This is a genomic window from Microbacterium sp. LWH10-1.2 (genome assembly GCF_038397765.1).
GTDB lineage: Bacteria > Actinomycetota > Actinomycetes > Actinomycetales > Microbacteriaceae > Microbacterium > Microbacterium natoriense.
Genome location: NZ_CP151638.1, coordinates 3,767,899 through 3,789,074, shown reverse-complemented (window position 1 = coordinate 3,789,074; position 21,176 = coordinate 3,767,899). Strand labels below are relative to the sequence as shown.

The following is a 21,176-nucleotide window of genomic DNA, read 5'->3' as shown; positions in this document are numbered from 1 at the left end:
AGGTCACGACTCAGCGGCAGCGGATTCCCGCTGGCGATCGCACCGCCGCGCGCCTTCCTTGAGGAGTTGTGGACGTCAGGCCCGGCGCACCCGCCCGCGCACGCGCTGCACGAGCCAGCACACGACGTAGATCAGGAACGACAGCGTGGTGATGTAGGGGCTCACCGGGAGGGTTCCGGCGAGCGCGAGCAGGATGCCGCCGACCGCCGCCGTGAAGCCGAACAGCGCCGCGAGCAGCGGCACGGCCAGCGGCCCGGCGGTGACGCGCATGGCGGCGGCGGCGGGGGTCACCAGCAGCGCCATGACGAGCAGGGCGCCGATGATGTGCACGCTCACGGCCACGATCAGGCCGAGCAGCACCATGAAGATCAGGCTCACCGCGCGCGTGGGCACGCCGCGCGCGGCCGCCGACTCGGGGTCGAGCGAGTCGAACCGCAGCGGGTTCCACATGAGCAGCAGGCCGAGGAGGACGACGAGGCTGATGCCGATCAGCCAGCCGAGGTCGGGGCTCGACACCGACACGATCTGCCCGGTGAGCAGGCTGAACCGGTTGGCGCTGCGCCCGTCGTAGAGCGACAGGAAGAGGATGCCGAGTCCGAGCCCGAACGGCATGAGCACGCCGACGACCGAGTTGCGGTCCCGCGCCTTGGCGCCGAGCAGCCCGATGAGGATCGCGGCCACGAGCGCCCCGCCGAGGGATCCGGCCACCACGCTCCCGCCGAACAGCAGGGCCGCGGCGGCGCCGGCGAACGAGAGCTCGCTCACTCCGTGGACGGCGAAGGCGAGGTCGCGCTGCATCACGAACACGCCGATCAGGCCGCCGACGATGCCGAGAACGGCGCCGGCGATGATCGAGTTCGCGAGGAGGGCGACGAGCTCGCCGTAGTCCTGGAAGGAGAAGACGTCACCCCAGTTCATGCGGCGCCCTCCTCGTCGTGCGCGTGGTGAGGCTCGACGTCAGGGACCCCGACGACCACCAGCCGGTCGCCGGCCCTGAGCACGAACACCGGGGTGCCGTAGAGATCGGTGAGGACCCTCGTCTGCAGCACCTCGTCGGGGGTGCCGAGCACGAAGCGTCCACCGGCGATGTAGAGGATGCGGTCGACCCTGCCGAGGATCGGGTTGATGTCGTGCGTGACGAACAGGACAGCGGCCTCGCGGTCGCGTCGCTGGCGGTCGATGATGTCGGTCACCGCGACCTGGTTCGCGAGGTCGAGGGCGGAGAGCGGCTCGTCGCACAGCAGCAGCGAGGGCTCGTCGGCCAGCGCCTGACCGACGCGGAGCCGCTGCTGCTCTCCCCCCGACAGGAGTCCGACCCGGCGCTCGGCGTAGTGCGCCGCGCCGACCGCCTCCAGGAGCCGGTCGACCTTCGCCCGGTCGCCGCGGTGCGGCAGCGGCAGCCCGAAGCGGCTGCCCTGCACGCCGAGGGCGACGAGGTCGCGGGCCCGCATGCTGGTGTCCGCGGGGATGGACCGCTGCTGCGGGATGTACCCGATGCGCGGGTTCCCTCGGCGAACGGGCTCTCCTGCCACGGTGATCGCCCCTGCCGACAGCGGCTGCAGACCGAGGATGCTGCGCAGCAGCGTGGTCTTGCCCGAGCCGGAGGGCCCGAGCACCGCGATGAACTCGCCGGGGTTCACCGTGAGGTCGAGCCCCGACCACAGCTCTCGGTCTCCGCGGTGGAGAGCGGCGCCGCTGATCTCCAGCACGGGCGCGGCGACGCCCTCCCCGGCGGCGCTCACGGGGTGACGGCGGCGGCGAGGTTCTTGATCGCGTCACGCATCCACTCAGCGTACGACGATCCGTCCTGCAGCAGCTCCGAGAAGGACACGACGGGCACGCCCGCCTCCTTCGCCGCGTCTTCGACGCGCTGCGTCTCGGAGCCTCCGGTCTGCGCGTTCACGAGCAGGGCGCGCACCGAGCCGCCCTTGATCACGTCGAGCGCCTTGAGCAGGGTGGCCGGTGCGACGTCCGTGCCCTCCTCGACCGACTCGGCGAACCCGTCGGGGGTCGCGTCGGTGAGTCCTGCGGCCTCGACGAGGTAGCCGGGCAGCGGCTCGGTCATGAAGACCTCTGCTCCTGCGGCCTCGGTCTTCAGCGTCTCCAGGTCGCCCTCGAAGCCCTCCAGCTCGGCGGTGATCTTCGCGGCGTTGGCCTCGAAGTCGCTCTTGCCATCGGGGTCGAGCTCGGTGAGCTCCTCGGCGATGGCCTCCACGACGTGGGTCATGGTGTGCGGGTCGAACCAGACGTGCTCGTTGAAGCCCTCGATGTGGTCGTGCCCTGCGTGGCCGTCGGCCTCATCGCCGTGGTCGTGGGCATGGTCCTCGGCATCCGCGTCGTGTCCCTCGTTGCCGGGGTAGTCGTGCGAGTACTCCACCGCGGTGACGACGGCCGGATCCTTGGCGTCCTCGAGCAGCGTGTCGACGAACGCGTCGTAGCCTCCGCCGTTCTCGATCACGAGGTCGGCCTTCTGCACGGCGAGGCGGTCACGGGCCGTGGCCTCGTAGGAGTGCGGGTCCTGCGCGGCGTTGTCGATGATCGAGGTGACGTCGACCCGGTCGCCGCCGATCTCCGCGGCGATGGATCCGTACACGTTGGTCGATGCGACGACGCGGATGCCGTCGGCATCCGCTCCCCCCGTGGGCGAAGCCCCCGAGGTCGACCCTGCGCAGCCCGAAAGCGCGAGAGCGGCGACGGAGACGAGGGCGAGAGCGGTGAGGGGCTTGTGCATGCTCCCACTCTAAACGCTAATGAGAACCATTATCAAATCTTCGTCGTGGTGCACACGCCGACATCGATTCTCGGTCGTCCGGGACATTGTGTCGCGCGCCGCGGCACGGGAGCCTGGACGAACAGACCGAAGGAGCCCCATGTCCAGTGAAACCTTGGCCGTCCCCCTCGTCGATCAGCTCGACGCCTTCTTCGGGCAGTACACCGCAGCGGGTCAGGCCCGGGGGCTCGTGTACGGGCTCGTCGGCCCGGACGGACTCGAGCACAGCCGGGGATTCGGCGCCGTCGACGCCGACCACAGGGCGCCGGATGCCGACACCGTGTTCCCGATCGCGTCCATCACGAAGAGCTTCGTCGCGCTGGGGGCGCTGCTGGCCAGGGACCGCGGTCTTCTCGACATCGAGGCGCCGATCACGGACTTCTTCCCCGAGTGGCACGGCACCGTCGGCGACGAGCCCGCCGCCGCGCCGACCCTGCGACAGTTGCTCAGCATGAGCGGCGGTCTCACCGAGGACAACTCCTGGGTCGATCCGTTCCTCGGCCTGAGCGAGGCCGAGCTCGTGGATCGGATCAGACCGGGTCTCGCCTACAGCAACCACCCGGGAACGGTCTTCGAGTACTCGAACATCGGCTTCACGATGGCAGGTCTCGCGGTCGCCCAGGCCGTCGGCATGCGCGTGGAGGACTGGGTCACGGAGGAGATCCTGCGCCCGCTCGGCATGACCCGCACCTGGTTCGACAACCGCGCACCTGACGGCGGGTTCCGTCGCGCGGTCGGCTACTCGCTGGATGCCGACGGGAACTGGGTGGCCTTCCCTCCCCAGGTCTCCGATGCGATGGCCGCCGCCGGCGGCATGCACTCCACGATCAACGACCTCGGCATCTGGGTGGCGTTCCTCACGGCGGCGACCCGTCCGGGCGGCGATGACGCGATCGTCGCCAGGGCGACGCGGCGCGAGCTGCAGCGCATCCATCAGGTCGACATCCCGTCGCTGCAGGCACGGCCCGAGGGGACCTGGAAGTTCGTGGCGGGAGGCTACGCGCTCGGCCTCTTCGTGCGCCACGACCTGCACCGCGGGTCGATCGTGTCGCACAGCGGCGGGCTCCCGGGGTTCATCCTGAACATCGTGTGGCACGCCTCCTCCGGCACCGGGGTGATCGTGCTCACCAACAGCCACCGCGGCAACCCGGTCGGGCTGTCCGAGGATGCGCTGCTCCGCACGCTCTCCGTCAACGCCACCCCGGCGCGGGTGGTCCGGCTGTGGCCGGAGACGCGTCGGCTGATGGCCGCGGCCGACGGGCTGGTCCGCTCGTGGGACGACGGCGCCGCGGCCGAGATCTTCGCCGACAACATCGACTTCGACCGCCCACTCGCCCAGCGCAGAGCGGCGATCGACGAGCTCATCGCCCAGGTCGGCGGACTCCGCGACGGGTCCGATGCGCCCGAGATCCTCTCCTCCGCCACGCCGGCCGACGTCACCTGGTCCCTCCCCGGCGTCCGGGGCGAACTGATCTGCATGATCCATCTCACGCCCGTGCAGCCCGCGCAGATCCAGGAGTTCGAGGTGATCGCCGTCGACCGCACGGTGCCGCGCAGCGCCCGCCCCACCGACATCTCCGCCCGACGCCGCGCGTACGTCACGCCGACCGTGAGCTCGCTGCCGAACACCGCGGTGGTGTGAACCGGCGCCGCCTGGCCCCGCAGGGCAATGCGGGCCCGCCGATCTCGACGACCGGCGGGCCCGCAGCGCGTGCAGCGGACGGGGGTCAGCCGATGAGGCCCGCCGGGGCGATCCACACCGTGGACTCGCCAGGCACCGCACCGCCGTCGACGGCGCCCAGCACGACGTCGACGGCATCCTTCCCGAGGTCGAACGGCTCCGTGCCGAAGTTCGTCACGACCTGCCAGCCGTTCGGGCGGGCGAAGCGCAGCACGTCGGCACGGCCGGTCTCGATCCACTGCAGGCTCTCGTCGGCCTGCAGCACCCGACGCAGGCGCAGCGCCTCGCGGTACAGCGACAGCGTCGACGAGGGATCCGCGGCCTCGACGTCTGCGGCGAACGCGGCGAACCACGCCGGCTGCGGCAGGTGCGCCTCGACGGCCCCGAATCCGAAGGAGGGTCCGGATGCCGTCCACGGCAGCGGCACGCGGCAACCGTCACGGCCCAGTCCGTCGAACTCGCCGCCGCGGAAGAACGTCGGGTCCTGACGCTCCTCCGGTGTGATCTCGGCGACCTCCTGGAGGCCGAGCTCCTCGCCCTGGTACAGGTACGTGCTGCCGGGCAGGCCCAACAGCAGCAGGGTCGCGGCGTGCGCGCGACGGAGGCCCTGCTCGCGGTCGATGCCCTCGTCCGGCCCCCCGGCGGCGACCCATTCGGTGCCCTGCTTGACGTGTCGTCCGTTCAGCGCCGGCAGGCCGTAGCGCGTCGCGTGACGGGTGACGTCGTGGTTGGAGAGCACCCAGGTCGTCGAGGATCCCGTCGTGTCCGACTGCGCGAGGTTGTCGGCGATGATCGTGCGGAACTCTTCCGCGTCGAAGTCGGCGACGAGCAGGTCGAAGTTGAACGCCTGCCCCAGTCCCTCGGCGGAGGCGTACTTCGCGCGGCGCTCCGGCGTCGATACCCACGCCTCGGCGACGGCCGTGCGCGGCGGGTCGTACTCGTCGAACACGCGGCGCCACTCGGCGTAGATCTCGTGCACGTCGTCACGGTCGATCAGCGGGTGGTTGCCGTCCTGCGGGATCGCGTCGAGCTCTGCACGGCTGGGCAGCGGCTCGCTGAGATCCTTCGTGAGCATGTGGGCGACGTCGATGCGGAAGCCGTCGACCCCGCGGTCCGACCAGAAGCGCAGCGTCGTCAGGAAGTCCTCGCGCACCTCGGGGTTGTCCCAGTTGAGGTCGGGCTGCTCGACGGCGAAGTTGTGGAAGTACCACTGCCCGTCCTCGACCCGCTCCCAGGCGGAGCCGCCGAACACCGACACCCAGTCGGTCGGAGGAAGCTCGCCGTTCTCGCCCTTCCCCTCGCGGAAGATGAAGCGCTCACGGGCGGCGGAGCCGCGCCCTGCGGCGAGCGCCTCCTGGAACCACTCGTGCAGGTCGGACGTGTGGTTGGGAACGATGTCGACGACGACCCTGATGCCACGGGCGTGGAGGGCGGCCACCATGGCGTCGAAGTCCTCGAGCGTGCCGAGGCGGGGGTCGACGTCGCGGTAGTCGGCCACGTCGTAGCCGCCGTCGGCGAGAGCCGAGGGGTAGAACGGGCTGAGCCACACGGCATCGATGCCGAGCTTCTCGAGGTAGTCGACGCGGGAGAGGATGCCGGGGATGTCGCCCAGGCCGTCTCCGTTCGCATCGGCGAAGCTCCGCGGGTAGATCTGGTAGACGGCGGCCTGACGCCACCATGCGGCGGTGTCGGCGGTGCGGGTCTCGACGAGGAGAGCGTCGGTCATGAGGGGTCGTGCTCCTTCTTTCTTGTGGGTGGTTCTGCGGGCGGTGGGGCGTTTCGTCTCGTCGCTTCGCTCCTCGCTCAACGACCGGTGGCTTCCCCGCCCCGGTCGTTGAGCGAGCGAAGCGAGACGAAACGCGGTGAGGTCTGCGGCTGTCCTCGCGACCTCAGCCCTTGACGGCGCCCTGGGTCACGCCCTCCATGACGAAGCGCTGCGTGAACAGGTAGGCGAGGATCGCCGGGGCCATCGCCATCAGGTACGAGGCGAAGGACACGTTGTAGTTGTTGCTGAACTGAGTCTGGAACAGGTTCTGCCGCACCGGAAGGGTCTGCAGTGCGGGATCGGAGATGATCAGCGACGGCATAATGAAGTCGTTCCACGCGTACAGGAAGGCGAAGATGCCGACCGTGGCGCTCATCGGCGCGAGCAGCGGGAAGATCAGCTTCCAGAACGTCTGCCACGTCGTCGCGCCGTCGATGCGGGCGCTCTCCTCGAGCTCCATGGGGATCGACCGCAGGAACGCCGTGAACAGCAGCACGCTGAAGCTGAGCTGGAACATCGTGGCGAGGATGATCACGCCGAACGGGTTGTCGAGCCCTACGCGTCCGGTGAGCTGGATCTGCGGGAGGGCCACGACGGGGAACGGGATGAACATCGCCGCGAGCAGGTAGAAGAACGAGTACCGGAAGAGCTTCCGATCCCAGTTGCGCACGATCGCGTAGGAGGCGAGCGCGGCGAGGAGGATGGTCGCGATGACGGTGCCTGCGGTGACGAGCAGGGAGATGCCGGCGCCGACGGGGAACTTCGTGAGGTTCCAGGCGGCGACGAACCCTTCGATGCTGACGGGCGCCGGCAGGGAGAAGGCGTTCCCGTCGACGGCCTGGGAAGTGGTCTTGAACGCCATCGAGATGGTCACGTACAGCGGCAGGAGCACGGTGACCGCGCACAGGATCAGGATGATCGTGCCCGACCAGTTGACCCGCTCCATCCTGATGCGGGGCGTGCGGCCGGAGGCGGTGACGGTGGTGAGTGTCTGCGTCGACATCAGAGTGCGTTCCTTCCGCGGGTCATCGAGAGCTGGAGCAGGGAGATGAGGATGGCGACGATGAAGAAGATGGTCGCGTTGGCCATCTGGTAGGCGTAGTCGCCGCCGTTGAAGCCCGCGATGATCGTCATGGCGACGCTGCGGGTGGAGGTTCCTGGGCCGCCGTTGGTGAGGCCGACGATGATGTCGTAGGCGTTCAGGAAGCCCTTGAATCCGAGGATGATGTTGATCACCACGTACCCCGCGACGAGCGGCACGGTGATGCGGGTGAGCTGCTGGGTCTTGGTGGCGCCGTCGATCGACGCGGCCTCGTAGACCTCGCCCGGCACTGACAGGAGACCGGCGATGTAGATCAGCAGGGTGCCGGGGACCGCCTGCCACGCGGTCACGATCACGATGGCCACCCAGGCGAGGTCGGGGTTGGCGAGCAGGCTCGTCTCCAGCCACGGGATGCCGGTGGCCGCGCCGGCCGCAGGGAGCGAGTTCGAGAACAGGAAGTTGAAGACGTAGGCGATGATGATGCCCGAGATCACCATCGGGATCACGAACACCGTGCGCAGCCCCGTCTTGAAGCGGATGCGGGATGTCAGCCCCACCGCGAGCAGGAACGCCACGATGTTGACGACGATGACCGTCGCGATCGAGAAGCCGAACGTGAACAGATAGCTCTGCAGGATCGCCGGGTCGCTGAAGACGGCGATGTAGTTCGTGAGCCCGTTGAAGCTCCAGTCGCCGATGCCGATCGAGTCGGTGAAGCTGAAGAAGATGCCGATGACCCCCGGCAGCGTGATCGCGAGCGTGAACAGCAGCAGCGTCGGCAGCAGGAACAGGTAGTAGATCGGCTCGACGCGGCGCGAGCTGCGCCGTACGGTGCGGTCGCCCGAGGTGACGATCGTGGTCGTGGTGCTCATTCGCCGGACTCCTCTGTCTCGGTCTTCACGACCGGTGCGCGGAAGGCGACGCGCGCCCAGTCGGCATCCATCGTGCGGAGTGTCGTGTTCGGGTCTGCGCCGAGCACCATCGCCTGGGCGTAGTTGAAGACGGGGATCGTCTTCGGGACGAGCACCGACGGACCCTGGTAGATCCGGCCGTCGTCGTAGTAGTCGATCATCCCGGCGATGCGCGGATCGCTCGGGGCCGGAGCATCCTTCGTCGGTGTGAAGCCGAGCTGGGACTCGTTGTAGGCCTCGATGTTCTGCGGCTCGTACAGGAACTCCAGGAAGTCGCGTGCGGCCTCCTGGTGCCGCGACCCCTCGGGGATCATGGCGGCGAGGTCCATGTTGACGCGCACGGCGAGATCGTCGGGGTCGTCGGTCATCGGCAGCGGGAACGTGCCCAGCTGCAGGTCGGGGGCCGTCTTCGCGATCTCGCTGAACGCCCACGGACCCTGCAGGTACATCGCGGCCTCGCCCTGGGAGAAGGCGAGGTTGCCGTCGCCGTAGCCGCGGCTGGGTGCGTCCTCGTTGACGTAGTCCTTCGTCAGCTGAAGCATCCTGTCCATCGGCTCGGCGAAGTCGTTCTGGAAGGACACGGTCGAGTCGGGTCCGACGTCGGCGCCCTCGGCGTTCATACCGTCGAAGAAGTCGATCACGTCGATCGAGCCGCCGAGGGAGTAGTCGTACCAGCCCTGCCCGACGGTCCAGTCGTCCTTGAAGGTCGCGTAGAACGGGGTGATTCCCGCGGCCTTGAGCTGGTCGCACGCCGCGATGAGCTCGTCCCAGGTGCGCGGGACCTCGATGCCCTGGGCGGCGAAGATCTCCTTGTTGTAGATGACGGATGCCGCCATCACCGAGTACGGCAGGGCGCTGGTGCGTCCGGCGCACGAGCCGTACTGGTCCATGAGGGGCTGGAGGTCGTCGCGGACGGATGCCGCGGCATCCGTCCCGGCGAGATCGGTGAGCGCGCAGCGCTGCACGAACCGGGCGATCTCGAAGTTGTAGTTGGCGAGCATGATGTCGGGCGGGTTGCCGCGCACGAAGCTGGCCGAGACCACGTCGACGCCCGAGGTGTCGATCTCGACGCGCACGTCGCTCTGCGATGCGTTGTACTCGGCCACGAGGTTCGTCATGAACTCGATCGCTTCGCGTTTGCTGAAGGTGAAGCGGATGGTCTCGCGACCGTCTCCCGCGGCGCAGCCCGTGAGTGCGGCGCCGATCATGATCAGCGCCGTCGCACCGGCCGCGAGTCGTTGGGGTTTCACAGACACCGTCGTCCTTCCGATTGGTAGATCCGTAGACTAAATCTAGTGAGCGAATTTACTTCGTCGGACGGTACTCTCTCATTGGAGAAGAGGCAGGTCAAGAGCCGTGACAGAAGTTTCTGCAGATCTGGGCACCGGACGCGCGAGCGTCGGGGCCGTCCTCGACTTCGCCTGGACCGCCGGCGAGTTCACCGCGACCGAGGTCATGGCGGCCACCTCGCTCACCCGATCCACCGCGATCGACGCCGTGGACACCCTGGTCAGCGGGCAGATCCTGCGCGAGCTCCCGAACGCCCGTGCGGTCGGCGCCTACCGCGCGGGGCGGCCGGCGCGGCGCTTCGCCCTGATGCCCGATCTGGGCGTCGTCGTGGGCATCGATGCGGGAGACACGCACCTCGCCGTGACCGTCGCCGACCCGCTGCAGACGACGCTCGTGCAGCACCGCACCGATGTCGACCCGGAGGAGACACCGGAGGAGCGTCTGGCGATCATCCTCGAACGCCTCCAGGACGCCCTCTCCGAAGCCGGTCGCACCCGCGACGATCTCCTCGCGATCTGCGTCGGCGTCGCCGCCCCCGTCACCCGAGACGGCATCTCACCCCCGCATCCGGAGGGGTTCTGGGAGCGTACGAACCCGGGGCTCGCCGCAGCGCTGCGCGACTGGGCGCCGGTCGTCGAGATCAAGAACGACGCCCTGCTCGCCGCCGTCGCCGAGGGCGCGCAGGGCGCGGCGATCGGATGCCGGGACTACGTCGCCCTGCTCGCCGGCGAGCGCTTCGGCGGCGGCGTGGTGGTCGACGGCCACCTGCTGCACGGCGCCCACGGCGGCGTCGGCGAGGGCGTCGTGTTCGATCACATCATCGGGGTCGGCTCGGCGTTCGGCCTCGGGCCGGCGCTGCACCATCAGCTGCTCGCCGCCGTGGACACCGGAGAGGTCGACGCCGGCAGCCCGATCGGCCGGCTCGCCGACGCCGAGCGGATCGACCCCCGCCTCGTCCTGAACCTCGCCGCCGCGGGCGACGCCGACGCCCTGCTCATCGCCGGCCAGCTGGGCGAGACCGTCGCCCGCATCGTCGGCGTTCTCGGCAGCATGTACGACCCCGCCCGCGTCATCATCTGCGGCGCCGTCGCCGAGAGCATCGAGCCCGTGCTGGCCGCCGCCCGCGCCGTGCTGCCGTCACAGCTGCACCTCCCCGCCCCCGAACTGCTCGCCTCGTCACTCGGGGCCGAGGTGGTCTCGCTCGGCGCCGTCGCGACGGCGCGGCGTGCGGCGAGGGAGCGCGCCGTGCCGCTGCTGGCCGAGCGGCGGCTGGCGCGGGGATAGCCCCGGCATCCGGCATCCCGGGCGCGGTGACGCGGTGGGAAAACAGAGACGAACTCGATCCGCCCCGGCGTTTCGTGCCGGGACACGCCGGAGATCCGCGCGTCGGTCTCCGTTTTCCGGGCGACGCGGGCGTCGGACCTGAGCGGCCGACCTCATATGAGGTGACTTTCAACCCGCTCCAGTTGCTCCATGGGAGCACTGAGATCGGCGGCATCGCGGAGAACCACACTGCGTCACGAAAGGTGCTCCAGTGTGAAGGAATCCGCCGAGACCTTGAAACTCGCGGTTCTCTCGGACCTCAGTGCCACTCTAACTCCGCATCCGACACGACGTCGTCGACGTGCGCGCTGCCTTGAATCTGAGATCATCGCCAGATGAAGACCACCGAAGTCGAAGTCGCCTGCGATGAGTCCGGGAACGAAGGCGAGAACCTGTTCGCCTCCGGGAGCACAGTCTTTGTACATGCCAGTACGGATCTCGATGCGGTCACCGCGGCGGCCATCATGGACCAGGTTCGCACCGATACCCGCAGCCAGGCTCCCGAGATCAAGTCGCGTACTCTCCTGACACCGGGGAACGAGGACGTTCTCCTGGCGTTGCTCGAGAACCCCGACCTGCAAGGTCGCGTCAGCGTCCATCTGACGGAGAAGCGGTTCTTCCTGGCGAGCAAGTTGGTCGACCTAATCGTGGAAGAAGTGATGCATGAGCGAGGCGAAGACATCTATCGAGATCGACGCGCGCGCGCCTGGGCATGGATTCTGTATCAAGACGCTCCCGCTCGGCCCGGCCTGGACCGCGCTGCTCGACGCCTTCAACGAACTGACCTGGCGGCGGCCTGGACGGAGCAAGGCCTCAGAGACGTCTGCATTCCTGGCGGCGCTAGAAGATGCTCGCTCGGGAGCGACCGGACGTGTCGCGCACATCCTGCGGATAGCGCACGCAGGCGAGTCTCACGTGCTCGACCTCGCGCGAGAAGCCAGCGATACGAGCAAGGAGGTACTTCGGAACCTCGACCCCATCGTTGCCGCCGTTGGCCAGACTGCACGGACGTGGCATGAGCGCACCAACGCCGATATCCGGATCGTTCACGACGAGGCACCGGCCATCACACCCGAGTTGAAGGCGGCATTGATGCTGGGGTTGAGCGCGGCCGCCACGGCCGAGCTCGGAGTCCCGCCCGTCTCTCTTGTCGGCATCAACACTGTCGATTCGAAGCTCGAGCCTCGAGTTCAAGTTGCCGACCTATTCGCCGGCGTCGGGCGAGCCTGCGCGCAAGACGCGCTAGCTGGGAATCCTGACGAGAAGTGGATCAACGCCATGCGACCGCACTTGAACGACGACTCGATCTGGGGTGACTCGACAAGCTGGTTCGCGCTGTTCGGGAGAGAGCTCCAAGCCGACGAGCGAAGTGGAGGCACCAATGAGTGAGGACAACCGCCTTCAAGAATGGTTCGACAAGGCGGACGCTGAGATGCGCGCGAGCTATGCAGAGAACCACGCGAAGGCCCGGGACTCGAAGCGCATCCAACAAACGGGCCACGCCGCAGAACATGCCTGGGGCAAGTTGCTCGAAGAGTGGCTCCCTCCGCACTACGAGGTTGCCTACCGCCGGTACATCCTGCCGGAGGTCGACGCGGAGGACTACACACCGAGGGAGACCGACATCGTGGTGTTCCGCCCCGGTTACCCGAGGGCACTGAGACGGCAAGAGGAGGTGCTCGCCGCTGGCGTCGCCGCAGCATTCTCGGTGAAACTGACCTTGGACCCGGCTGGTCTGCGGGAGGCCGTGGAAGAGGCGGCGCTCATCAGGCGTCACGTCGCGCCCCGCCTCGGAACCGCGCGCCAAGAGGCTACGCCGACGTTCCGTTACGGGGTGCTTGGTCACGCCCATAAGTTCGGCGTGAACCCCCGGACGAACGTCGCCACTCATTACTTCCGAAGTGACCTGGAGCTCTCCACTCACCCGCGTGAGTCTTTGGACCTGATATGTGTCGCGGACCTTGGAGTATGGGAGAAGGTGACGTCCACCTACTCGCCCGTCTGGAACGAAGAGGAGCGGGCGAAGGGCAATCTCGTCCCAGAAGGCTTCAGTGTAGACACGACTCTCATCGACGTTGAAACCTCGATGTCAGAGAAGTATCCAGGACCTAACGGTGCGTGGTCCCAGACGTCCGGATCTCCACTCTCCATGTTTATCAGCACGCTGTACGGCTTCCTGTCTCAGGAGGACGACCAGGCAGCCCCCTTCTATCGCGGCCTCCTGGGAAGCAATGTCTCGGCGTCGGGCGGCGGGCTCTCGCGCCGCTGGGCTCCCGAGAACGTATACAACGAGACCACGCTGGAGGTGCTGCCACACCGGCTCGTCAACGGCCGCGAGCCGGAGTGGGGCTTGGCATACTAGGGCGCGCTTCGCGGTAGGGGCGCCGGATTACTGAGGTCCGCGCTGTCTCCCCTGGCGCCATTCATCATAGGAAATCTGTGGCTCGCCGGCGCTCCGTCGACGCACGTTCTCCTGCAGGTGTTGCGTCCGTTCGCTCCAGTCGGTCCCATCACTCACCCCGCCCGTGAGGATGAGGTTTCGCTCCGCGATGAGGGCGTTCACCTCGTCACGGACCGTTGCTTGGGAGTCATGCGCAGCATCGTGCAGCCATCCGACGTACGCGGCCTGAGCTTCGTAATGCCCGCGAACAAGCGGTCGCACGAGCAGGAGGTCGCCCGAACCTCTGAGGAACTCCTGCGCGTCCTTCGGCCAGTCCGGCCATTCCAGAAGCTGCGCGGTGGAGACACCGACGCTACCGCGCGCCGGCTCCGGGATCAACTCAGCATGGAACGACCATGGTGCCGACAGATAGTGGAGGACATAGTTGCGAAGCTTCGCGAGAAATATCGCGCCCGGCTGTCCCCCCTTCAACGCATTCAGACGCTCAACTGCTTCTTTCTGCAGGTCGGCTGTCAGGAGTTTCATGACCGGACGTGACTGATCGACGACGGCAACGAGTCCCGCCACGTATGCGAGCAGCGACTTGTCGAGCTCGCGTTCGACTACTTCGCGCCCGCGCGGTTCCGATTGTCTCATCAGAGCATGGATCACGTTCTCGTCCGACTCGCACTGAAGGAGGACGTTGTCGAGAGAGAACGTGAAGTCACGCCACACCTCGAACACCCGCGCCAGATTGGTGATGCGACGGTGAGCACGGCTGCCGGGATGCTCGTAGATTTCTCGTTCTTTCGCCGCTAACTCGTCGGCAGTCGACGCCTCATCGTCCGTCATGCATTGAGCCTAGCCAGGACCTACACCGGAGGAGGACACATCGTCGAGGGCTGGCGCATCCGTGTAGCGCGGATGAGGCTCCAGCACGGTCGACGAGCCGCTCGGCGACTCCAAGCGAGGGGTCGCAGCGACGCCGAACCGGTGGCAACCTGCTTCGAGACCCGATCTGACCTCACGGAAGCGGCGACGGCTGGCCACGCCGCGGGGATCGTACGGTGGCGACCCGCAATAGCCTCTGACACCACGAAATAGCACATCGCAGTTCATCGTTAGAGTGGGCGTCATGACCTGGACGACCGCAGCGGCTACCGAGCTGAACCAATTCGATTGGTCGCTCGCCTGAACGATTGTTGCTGCAATCGTCGGAGTCCTCGCGCTGGTCGGGGTCGTCTACGCCGTCGTCGGCTACTACCGTGACCATCCCAAACGTCAGCTCGAATACCGAGTTCGCAAAAGACGCCTCGTTCAGAGCACCCCGCAGGCGACGCTCGAGGTCAAGGCCAACGGGATAGAGGTGCGCGATCCCTATCTAGTCGAGTTCCAGCTCGTATCGAACAGCCGAGCGGACATCCCGAGCGCAGCCTTCGATGCAGGTCGAAGCCTGACGATCCGGGTGGAACCCGGCAGCGCGGTCGTCGTCGGGGACGTCGCCGACAAAGGGATCATGACCACGGGGGGGGTGACGGCAACGGGCGTGAATGGGCGCAATTCGATATCGGCCCGCAGCTGATCCGTAGCGGGTCGACGTTGAGCCTCGACTTCATCTCAAGCGGACCTCCGACGATCTCTGTTTCTTCCCCGCTCATCGACGTGCCCGTTGTAAACGTGTCGAGTAAACCCTCCCGCAGCGACGTCGCAATCTCCTGGTTCGTGTTCGCAGTGAGTGTGGTCGCCCTCACCGCCGCTATCGTCGACCCGTACACCAATCCCGATTCAGAAACGCCCATCGCGCTGCACTGGATTCAACTCGTGCTGTTCTCCGGACTCCTGCTCGTCTCTTGGGCACTTCTCCACCGCAATCTGCGATGGAGACGGCACGGCGGCTAGCGTCGCCGAGACGTCCGCTCGAGCCGGGCGAGCAAGGGCGGTCTAGCCCTCGGCGCCCCGCGCGCCGTCTACGTCCGTGAACCGGTGAGCAGTGGGATCACATTCGACGGTCGCACAGCCTCCGACGATGCACCCCCCGCAGCCGAAGGCGTTCGCGCGACAACAACCTCGAAGAGGTCCCGCGGGGCGCGAGCCTGGTCGATGAGTAACTCACGTTCGATGCCAGCGGAATCCAGCAGCTCAACCGACCGAGGCAGCATCGAAGGCTGCTCCGTCGCACTGATGAGACCAGGCTCTTGCCGCCGCCAACCACGCTGCGTCAGCGTGATGACTGCGTTCCGGTAGGTCACATCGCTGATGGATCCAAGTCGCCGAGCACGGAACAGCAGGGCCTGAATACTGACACCCCACTGTTCCTTCAGCGCCCCGAGTGTGTCCCAGGCGCGCGCGTTCATCGCGGTAGGAAGTAGCGGCCGAAGTTCAACTTCCGGCATCAACAACTCAGCGGCGAACCTGTTGGCCTGGTCTTCGACGACTCGACCTCCCGGTTCCGCATCCCGGTGCATGACGAGATGCCCGAGCTCATGAGCTACATCGAACCGCTGACGGTAGTAGTCACGCTTTGTCGGGTTGAGGACAACCACCGGCCGCTCGGTGGACTCGAACGAGTACGCATCAACAGCCGAGGTCTGCGGCGGGCTGAACACGACAAGAACACCGTGGGACTCGAGGAGGCGGACCAGATGCTTCAGCGGGCCTGCTTCCAGACCCCACTCGCGACGCAGACGGCGAGCCGCTTCCTCTGGCGCATCGGCCTCATCATCGAAAGACACCTCGAAGGATGGCACGTTCACTTCGGGGAACTCGACGTGCTTCTCCACCGCCTCGGCGATGTCGACGGCAAGAAGACCGAACGCGAACGCCTGGTCGCGGGCCCGCTGGCTCGTGGAGCGCAGAGACCGAAAGTGCGGAACGGCGGTTTCATGTTGTTTGGACGCGCCTCGAGGACTGAAGAAGTCCGGGGTCACGCCCAGGCTCATGGCGAGCTCAGCAACGTTGGCCGGTGTCGGACGCTTCGCCCCCGATTCCCAGGCAGCAAGAGCCGTCGAGCTCTTGCCGATCTGCGCCGCCAGCTCACTCTTACGGAGACCTTCGAGCTGGCGCGCCAGGGTGAGTCGTTCTGGTGCGAAGAGCGTCACTTGGTGTTCTCCGACGCGGCGGCCGGGCGCAGACGAACCGCGACGTCGGGCTCGTCGACACGAGGCGGAACTGACCCGGGCTTCGGGCGGGCGATGGGGTCTCCGTCAACGCCCCCGCTCAGCGGCTCTGCCCAGTGCCAGGGGTTACCGAGATCGTCGTTGTATCGGGAATGCCCGATGATGAGCTCCCGCTCGAACGTCGCGAGATTCAGTGCATGGCCGAGGACGTAGGTGGGCATCCCGATGACGGGGAGCACGTCCTGCGCTGCGAGTTCTTCTCGCTCATCGGCCGGCAGAATCTGGTCGAGCAGCGTGGAAGGGACGAACACCCCGGGCATCTGGCGCGACACGGCTCTCACGGTGGGGGTCGCACGAGTCCAGTCGAGCTTGGCTCGCTCTCCGACTTCGAAGGCGTGGGTGATGAACCGAAAACCTCCGACACTCCAACCGTTGCTCCCGTTGAGGTTGGAGCGAGCCACGACGCCTGCCGGGATGAGGGGCATCGTCGTGCGGGCCCTTTCAGAAAGCCCTTCGAACAGGAAGTCCAGTCCGGTGGACTCCATGCCTGCGTCGACTGAGTAGTCACCGCAAGAGAAGACACGGTCGAGCCGGTTGGCGAGCACCTCGTAACGGCCGACACCAGCAGTGAGTGCCCCGTAGCCGGAGCCTCGGGTGAAGTCTTCAAGGATCTGCTCGCATGCGACACCAAAGGCCCAGGAGAGGCCAGCGACAGCGTTGGTGCCGTGGAGGGCTTCTAGGACGTCGTCTCGGTTCAGCACAGGGTCAGAATACACCCATATCCAGTAATTGTGTCTATATCGGCAACCATTCAGGTGCAACCAGCGAGATCTCCGCTGGAGAAGGCCCCTGCGTTTCGACGCAGCGCGTGAACTCAGGGGCGCCTATGACCTTGAGACCAAACGTCGTCGGTCGCGTGTACCCTGACGCTGTGACCGTGCCCGAGTCGTTGCCGCAGGTGCTGATCTTCATCGCCATGCTGGTGCCGGGGGTCAGCTTCGTGAGTGTCCGCACCTGGTACGTCGGGTGGCGGACCCCGGACTATGGAGCTGGTTCTCGTATTCTCGAGGCGCTGTACGTGAGCGCGATCTTCGTCATCGTCTACGTAGGACTGGGACTCGCTGTATTCGGACTCGCGAGCGAGTGGACCCGGATGGTCACGCTTGGATCGTTCGAACGCTGGGTCAACGATGGGTGGCGAGATACACCCGCATGGTGGATCGGGCTCGTCACCGTCGTGCTGCTCGTCGTGATCCCGGGTGGCGTAGCGGCACTGATGAGCTGGAGCCGACTCATCACGAAAGTGGACGACGACGGCAAGGTCACCCGCAAGCGACGTCGCGTGAATCGAAACCAGAGTCTGCCCAGGGCATGGGACCTGTCGGCGTACGGCGCCGAGACACCGCGATTTGTCCGGGTGAAGACCAGCTCCGGCGTCTATGTAGGTGGATGGTTCGATGTCGAAGGGTACGTGAGCACGTATCCGTATGAGAGAGACATCTTCATCGCGCATCAATGGCGCATGGGCAAACGGGGGCAGTTCCTGGAACCCATTCACGACTCACTCGGCGTATGGGTTCCGATCACCGACGATTGCCACGTGGAGTGGATTGCAGCTCCACCACAGAAGGAAGAGGGATAGCAATGCCCGACAAAGGTCGCCAGTCAGAGCCGTTCTCGAAAGGCAGCTCGCCCCGCCGTGGAGGTGAAGGCGCAAAGCCGACGAACGGCAGCAACCCCAACCAAGCAGTCAAACCTCCGTCGAGTGGGCCCTCCGGTGGAGCCGGCGACTCTGGCGCTTCCAAGAAGTAACAGCCATGGCTAACGATCCTCAGCAGGGCCGACCGCCGAAGAGTGACGGTCAGTTTGGCGCGAAGCCCACCATGATGAAGCCGAACCAGTCCGCCAAGCCTCCAACGCAAGGACCAAGGGGAACCGCAGGCGACTCGGGGGCGAAGCGCAGCTAGTTGGCCCCGGGATACAGGTTCACGCCAAGAACGTGTTCAAATCGCGACACCGTCAGGAGGTCGGGCCAGACGGATCCGGCCATCACGTGCCGGATGGTGCGCTCGTCCAAGCCGCATCGCGTGCCACGGCTCGTACGCTTCGATCTCCGAGTACATCACGAAGGTTGACTACGAAGCGTCGCACTGCCTCACCAGCTGGATCGGAGGTCGGCGTGTCCGGCCACTGATCCACGAGAGCCGCGGGCGGCTTACGAGGAACTCGTTCTGTCATCAGCGCCCTCCTGTGGCGGCTGGTGGCGATCCCAGTGATCCCAGGGATCCCATGGAGCAACTACCGGATCTGGAGCAGATCTGGTTTTCAGGAGCAACTTGGAGGCTCCATTGGCGCGGGTTCAAGGTCATCTCATACCTCAGTCGACGAGCAGCGCGGGCTCCTCCAGCACGCTCGCCACGTCGGCGATGAAGCGGCTCATGCCGTCGCCGTCGATCACGCGGTGGTCGAACGAGCCGGCGACCGTGGTCACCCAGCGGGGGCGCACCTCGCCGTCGACAACCCACGGCTTCTGGCTGATCGTGCCCATGGCGACGATGCCGGCCTCGCCGGGGTTGATGATCGGAGTGCCGGCATCCATCCCGAACACGCCGATGTTGGTGATCGTGATGGTGCCGCCCTGCTGGTCGGCGGGGCTCGTCTTGCCCTCGCGCGCGGTGAGGGTGAGGCGGTTCAGGGCACGGGCGAGGTCCTTCATGCCGAGGTCCTGCGCGTCCTTGATGTTCGGCACGAGGAGCCCACGCGGGGTGGCCGCGGCGATGCCGAGGTTCACGTAGTGCCGCACGACGATCTCGGCGCCGTTCTCGGTCTCGACCCACGCCGCGTTCACCATCGGGGTGCGGCGGGCCGCCCAGATCACGGCGCGCGCCATGATGAGCAGCGGCGAGACGCGGATGTCGGCGTAGTCCGGCGAGGCCTTGAGCCGCTTGACGAGCTCCATCGTGCGGCTCGCGTCGATCTCCTTCCACACCGTCACGTGCGGGGCCGAGTAGGCGCTCTGCACCATGGCCGAGGAGGTCGCCTTGCGGACGCCCTTGACCGGGATGGACTCGGTGCGACCCGGCTCGTCGACGTGCGGAGCGGATGCCGGAGCCGGAGCGAGACCTCGGGCGAGGCCCACCGGTGCGCTCTGCGGGGCGGGCACGGTCTCCTCACGGACGGCGCCCCACTCGGGCGTCTCGATGTTGCGGAACACGCTCGCCTGCGAGGCGTGCTTCATCACGTCGTCGCGGGTGACCTCGCCGTCGGCTCCCGTCGGGGTGACCGTCGTGAGGTCGACGCCGAGGTCGCGGGCGAGCTTGCGGATCGGCGGCTTCGCGATCACGCCGACCGACGACCGCACCGGACGCTCGGCCGGACGCTTGCGGCGCGACGTGGCGCCGCCGCCTGAGCCGTAGCCGACGAGCACGGAGCCGCCGCCCTCTTCGGCCGCCGGGGCGGCAGGGGCCGCGGGCGCAGCGGGTGCGGCATCCGTCACGAAGCTGATGATCGGGGTGCCGACCTCGACCGTCGTCCCCTCGGCGACGAGCAGCTCGCCGACGACCCCCGCGTGCGGGGACGGGAGCTCGACGAGCGACTTGGCCGTCTCGATCTCGCAGATGACGTCATTGATCGCGACGGCGTCGCCGGGGGCGACCTTCCAGGCGACGATCTCGGCCTCGGTGAGGCCTTCGCCGACGTCGGGGAGGGTGAAGTTCTGCGTGCTCATTTCGAGTCCTTTCGGCTGGCGCCTCGTCCGAAACTCCGGAGATCCACGGCCTGATCCCCACTCTGACGCAGATTCAGCGGCGAAGGGGCGCAATTCTCCGGAGTTCTGGAGCGCCGGTTGTACATCAGTAGGCCAGCGAACGGTCGACGGCCTCGAGGATGCGGTCGGCATCCGGGAGGTACGCGCCCTCGAGCTTCGCCGGGGGGAACGGGGTGTCGTAGCCCGACACCCGCAGCACGGGAGCCTCCAGCGCGTAGAACGCCCGCTCCATCACGGTCGCGGCGACCTCGCTGCCGAGGCTCGTGAAGCCCTGCGCCTCCTGGGCGTAGACCATGCGGCCGGTCTTGCGCACCGAGTCGAGGATCGGCTCGTAGTCGATGGGCGACAGCGAGCGCACGTCGACGACCTCGCAGCTGGTGCCCTCGGCCTCGGCGAGCGCGGCGGCCTGCAGCAGGGTCGTGACCATGGCGCCGTGGCCGACGAGCGTGACGTCGGTGCCGGTGCGCACGACGCGCGACGAGTGCAGCGGCGCCGCGGACGCGTCGAGCGCCACCTCGCCCTTGGTCCAGTAGCGGCTCTTCGGCTCCATGAAGATCACGGGATCGTTCGAGGCGATCGCCTCCTGGATCATCCAGTACGCGTCGTTCGGCGTCGACGGCGACACCACACGCAGACCCGGGGTGTGCGTGAAGTACGCCTCGGGGCTCTCCTGGTGGTGCTCGACCGCGCCGATGTGCCCGCCGTAGGGGATGCGGATCACGATCGGGAGCGAGAGCCTGCCCTCGTGCCGGTTCGTGAGCTTCGCGAGCTGCGTGGTGATCTGATCGAACGCCGGGAACACGAAGCCGTCGAACTGGATCTCGATGACGGGCCGGAACCCGGTCATGGCGAGTCCGATCGCGGTGCCGACGATCCCCGACTCGGCGAGCGGGGTGTCGAGCACGCGGCGGTCGCCGAAGTCGCGCTGCAGGTGCTCCGTCACGCGGAAGACACCGCCGAGCTTGCCGATGTCCTCGCCCATGAGCAGGACCCGGTCGTCATTCTCCATGGCCGCGCGGAGCCCCGCGTTCAGGGCCTTGCTGAACGGCATCGTCTCGAGAGTCATGCCTGGTGCCCCTTCACGGAATTCGGACGATTGCAGGAATATCGGATGCTGCGGCACGGATCGTCC

Annotated in this window: 19 protein-coding genes; 7 read left to right on the top strand and 12 right to left on the bottom strand. The window is 67.1% G+C overall.

Annotation, left to right across the window (positions count from 1 at the left end; translation table 11 throughout):
* Positions 1 to 75: 75 nt before the first annotated feature.
* Genes MRBLWH10_RS17725 through MRBLWH10_RS17715 form a run of 3 tightly spaced genes read right to left on the bottom strand, consistent with a single transcriptional unit; the run spans position 76 to position 2,731 of the window.
* Entirely contained in the window at positions 76 to 918 is an 843-nt protein-coding gene (locus tag MRBLWH10_RS17725) for a metal ABC transporter permease (protein ID WP_105677282.1), read from the bottom strand.
* Positions 915 to 1,742, bottom strand: a complete 828-nt coding sequence (locus MRBLWH10_RS17720) for a metal ABC transporter ATP-binding protein (RefSeq protein WP_341940939.1) — start codon at positions 1,740 to 1,742, stop codon at positions 915 to 917. Before MRBLWH10_RS17720 ends, MRBLWH10_RS17725 begins: the two co-directional genes overlap by 4 nt.
* The gene (locus tag MRBLWH10_RS17715; RefSeq protein ID WP_341940938.1) at positions 1,739 to 2,731 is read right to left on the bottom strand and encodes a zinc ABC transporter substrate-binding protein; all 993 of its coding nucleotides are present in this window, start codon (positions 2,729 to 2,731) and stop codon (positions 1,739 to 1,741) included. Before MRBLWH10_RS17715 ends, MRBLWH10_RS17720 begins: the two co-directional genes overlap by 4 nt.
* A gap of 139 nt (positions 2,732 to 2,870) precedes the next feature.
* Between MRBLWH10_RS17715 and MRBLWH10_RS17710 the strand changes: the two genes are divergently transcribed.
* The gene (locus tag MRBLWH10_RS17710; protein WP_341940937.1) at positions 2,871 to 4,412 is read left to right on the top strand and encodes a serine hydrolase domain-containing protein; all 1,542 of its coding nucleotides are present in this window, start codon (positions 2,871 to 2,873) and stop codon (positions 4,410 to 4,412) included.
* Positions 4,413 to 4,497: 85 nt separating this feature from the next.
* Here the strand turns inward: MRBLWH10_RS17710 and MRBLWH10_RS17705 are convergent, their stop codons facing one another.
* From MRBLWH10_RS17705 to MRBLWH10_RS17690, 4 genes are all read right to left on the bottom strand, one after another.
* Positions 4,498 to 6,177: a glycoside hydrolase family 13 protein gene (locus MRBLWH10_RS17705; RefSeq protein WP_341940936.1), complete on the bottom strand. Its 1,680-nt coding sequence runs from the start codon at positions 6,175 to 6,177 to the stop codon at positions 4,498 to 4,500.
* A 163-nt stretch (positions 6,178 to 6,340) separates the two neighbouring features.
* Complete coding sequence (locus MRBLWH10_RS17700; RefSeq protein WP_341940935.1) at positions 6,341 to 7,219, bottom strand: carbohydrate ABC transporter permease; 879 nt, start codon at positions 7,217 to 7,219, stop codon at positions 6,341 to 6,343.
* On the bottom strand, positions 7,219 to 8,130 hold the full coding sequence (locus MRBLWH10_RS17695) for a sugar ABC transporter permease (protein WP_341940934.1): 912 nt from the start codon (positions 8,128 to 8,130) through the stop codon (positions 7,219 to 7,221). The genes MRBLWH10_RS17700 and MRBLWH10_RS17695 overlap by 1 nt, the downstream gene beginning before the upstream one ends.
* The gene (locus tag MRBLWH10_RS17690; protein ID WP_341942608.1) at positions 8,127 to 9,377 is read right to left on the bottom strand and encodes an extracellular solute-binding protein; all 1,251 of its coding nucleotides are present in this window, start codon (positions 9,375 to 9,377) and stop codon (positions 8,127 to 8,129) included. The genes MRBLWH10_RS17695 and MRBLWH10_RS17690 overlap by 4 nt, the downstream gene beginning before the upstream one ends.
* A 148-nt stretch (positions 9,378 to 9,525) precedes the next feature.
* Between MRBLWH10_RS17690 and MRBLWH10_RS17685 the strand changes: the two genes are divergently transcribed.
* The 3 genes from MRBLWH10_RS17685 to MRBLWH10_RS17675 all read left to right on the top strand — a co-directional run bounded on the left by MRBLWH10_RS17685 (position 9,526) and on the right by MRBLWH10_RS17675 (position 13,144).
* The gene (locus MRBLWH10_RS17685) at positions 9,526 to 10,743 is read left to right on the top strand and encodes an ROK family protein (RefSeq protein ID WP_341940933.1); all 1,218 of its coding nucleotides are present in this window, start codon (positions 9,526 to 9,528) and stop codon (positions 10,741 to 10,743) included.
* 702 nt (positions 10,744 to 11,445) lie between these two features.
* Positions 11,446 to 12,171: a hypothetical protein gene (locus MRBLWH10_RS17680; RefSeq protein WP_341940932.1), complete on the top strand. Its 726-nt coding sequence runs from the start codon at positions 11,446 to 11,448 to the stop codon at positions 12,169 to 12,171.
* Positions 12,164 to 13,144 (top strand): DUF6602 domain-containing protein, encoded by a 981-nt coding sequence (locus MRBLWH10_RS17675; RefSeq protein WP_341940931.1) that lies wholly within the window; start codon positions 12,164 to 12,166, stop codon positions 13,142 to 13,144. The genes MRBLWH10_RS17680 and MRBLWH10_RS17675 overlap by 8 nt, the downstream gene beginning before the upstream one ends.
* Before the next feature lie 27 nt (positions 13,145 to 13,171).
* On the opposite strand, the gene MRBLWH10_RS17670 is transcribed toward MRBLWH10_RS17675, so the two are convergent.
* The gene (locus MRBLWH10_RS17670; RefSeq protein ID WP_341940930.1) at positions 13,172 to 14,014 is read right to left on the bottom strand and encodes a hypothetical protein; all 843 of its coding nucleotides are present in this window, start codon (positions 14,012 to 14,014) and stop codon (positions 13,172 to 13,174) included.
* Between the two features lie 514 nt (positions 14,015 to 14,528).
* On the opposite strand from MRBLWH10_RS17670, the gene MRBLWH10_RS17665 reads away from it, so the two are divergent.
* Both MRBLWH10_RS17665 and MRBLWH10_RS17660 read left to right on the top strand, forming a co-directional pair.
* Positions 14,529 to 14,744: a hypothetical protein gene (locus tag MRBLWH10_RS17665; RefSeq protein ID WP_341940929.1), complete on the top strand. Its 216-nt coding sequence runs from the start codon at positions 14,529 to 14,531 to the stop codon at positions 14,742 to 14,744.
* A 17-nt stretch (positions 14,745 to 14,761) separates the two neighbouring features.
* Positions 14,762 to 15,061, top strand: a complete 300-nt coding sequence (locus MRBLWH10_RS17660) for a hypothetical protein (protein WP_341940928.1) — start codon at positions 14,762 to 14,764, stop codon at positions 15,059 to 15,061.
* 68 nt (positions 15,062 to 15,129) lie between these two features.
* Here MRBLWH10_RS17660 and MRBLWH10_RS17655 read toward each other — a convergent pair whose 3' ends face one another.
* Positions 15,130 to 16,260 (bottom strand): XRE family transcriptional regulator, encoded by a 1,131-nt coding sequence (locus MRBLWH10_RS17655; RefSeq protein WP_341940927.1) that lies wholly within the window; start codon positions 16,258 to 16,260, stop codon positions 15,130 to 15,132.
* On the bottom strand, positions 16,257 to 17,039 hold the full coding sequence (locus MRBLWH10_RS17650; protein ID WP_341940926.1) for a hypothetical protein: 783 nt from the start codon (positions 17,037 to 17,039) through the stop codon (positions 16,257 to 16,259). Before MRBLWH10_RS17650 ends, MRBLWH10_RS17655 begins: the two co-directional genes overlap by 4 nt.
* Positions 17,040 to 17,209: 170 nt before the next feature.
* Here MRBLWH10_RS17650 and MRBLWH10_RS17645 point away from each other — a divergent pair, with 170 nt between their 5' ends.
* Positions 17,210 to 17,920 (top strand): DUF6338 family protein, encoded by a 711-nt coding sequence (locus tag MRBLWH10_RS17645; RefSeq protein WP_341940925.1) that lies wholly within the window; start codon positions 17,210 to 17,212, stop codon positions 17,918 to 17,920.
* Positions 17,921 to 18,655: 735 nt separating this feature from the next.
* Here the strand turns inward: MRBLWH10_RS17645 and MRBLWH10_RS17640 are convergent.
* Both MRBLWH10_RS17640 and MRBLWH10_RS17635 read right to left on the bottom strand, forming a co-directional pair.
* The gene (locus MRBLWH10_RS17640) at positions 18,656 to 20,005 is read right to left on the bottom strand and encodes a dihydrolipoamide acetyltransferase family protein (RefSeq protein ID WP_223585582.1); all 1,350 of its coding nucleotides are present in this window, start codon (positions 20,003 to 20,005) and stop codon (positions 18,656 to 18,658) included.
* Between the two features lie 124 nt (positions 20,006 to 20,129).
* A complete protein-coding gene (locus tag MRBLWH10_RS17635; RefSeq protein WP_341940924.1) occupies positions 20,130 to 21,110 on the bottom strand; it encodes an alpha-ketoacid dehydrogenase subunit beta in 981 nt (326 codons plus the stop codon).
* Between the last annotated feature and the right edge of the window lie 66 nt (positions 21,111 to 21,176).

Excerpts from the sequence above, each read along its gene's own strand:
- MRBLWH10_RS17725 (WP_105677282.1), bottom strand. The coding sequence starts at position 918 with ATGAACTGGGGTGACGTCTTCTCCTTCCAGGACTACGGCGAGCTCGTC.
- MRBLWH10_RS17715 (WP_341940938.1), bottom strand. The coding sequence starts at position 2,731 with ATGCACAAGCCCCTCACCGCTCTCGCCCTCGTCTCCGTCGCCGCTCTC.
- MRBLWH10_RS17710 (WP_341940937.1), top strand. The coding sequence starts at position 2,871 with ATGTCCAGTGAAACCTTGGCCGTCCCCCTCGTCGATCAGCTCGACGCC.
- MRBLWH10_RS17705 (WP_341940936.1), bottom strand. The coding sequence starts at position 6,177 with ATGACCGACGCTCTCCTCGTCGAGACCCGCACCGCCGACACCGCCGCA.
- MRBLWH10_RS17700 (WP_341940935.1), bottom strand. The coding sequence starts at position 7,219 with ATGTCGACGCAGACACTCACCACCGTCACCGCCTCCGGCCGCACGCCC.
- MRBLWH10_RS17695 (WP_341940934.1), bottom strand. The coding sequence starts at position 8,130 with ATGAGCACCACGACCACGATCGTCACCTCGGGCGACCGCACCGTACGG.
- MRBLWH10_RS17690 (WP_341942608.1), bottom strand. The coding sequence starts at position 9,377 with ATGATCGGCGCCGCACTCACGGGCTGCGCCGCGGGAGACGGTCGCGAG.
- MRBLWH10_RS17680 (WP_341940932.1), top strand. The coding sequence starts at position 11,446 with ATGAGCGAGGCGAAGACATCTATCGAGATCGACGCGCGCGCGCCTGGG.
- MRBLWH10_RS17675 (WP_341940931.1), top strand. The coding sequence starts at position 12,164 with ATGAGTGAGGACAACCGCCTTCAAGAATGGTTCGACAAGGCGGACGCT.
- MRBLWH10_RS17670 (WP_341940930.1), bottom strand. The coding sequence starts at position 14,014 with ATGACGGACGATGAGGCGTCGACTGCCGACGAGTTAGCGGCGAAAGAA.
- MRBLWH10_RS17640 (WP_223585582.1), bottom strand. The coding sequence starts at position 20,005 with ATGAGCACGCAGAACTTCACCCTCCCCGACGTCGGCGAAGGCCTCACC.
- MRBLWH10_RS17635 (WP_341940924.1), bottom strand. The coding sequence starts at position 21,110 with ATGACTCTCGAGACGATGCCGTTCAGCAAGGCCCTGAACGCGGGGCTC.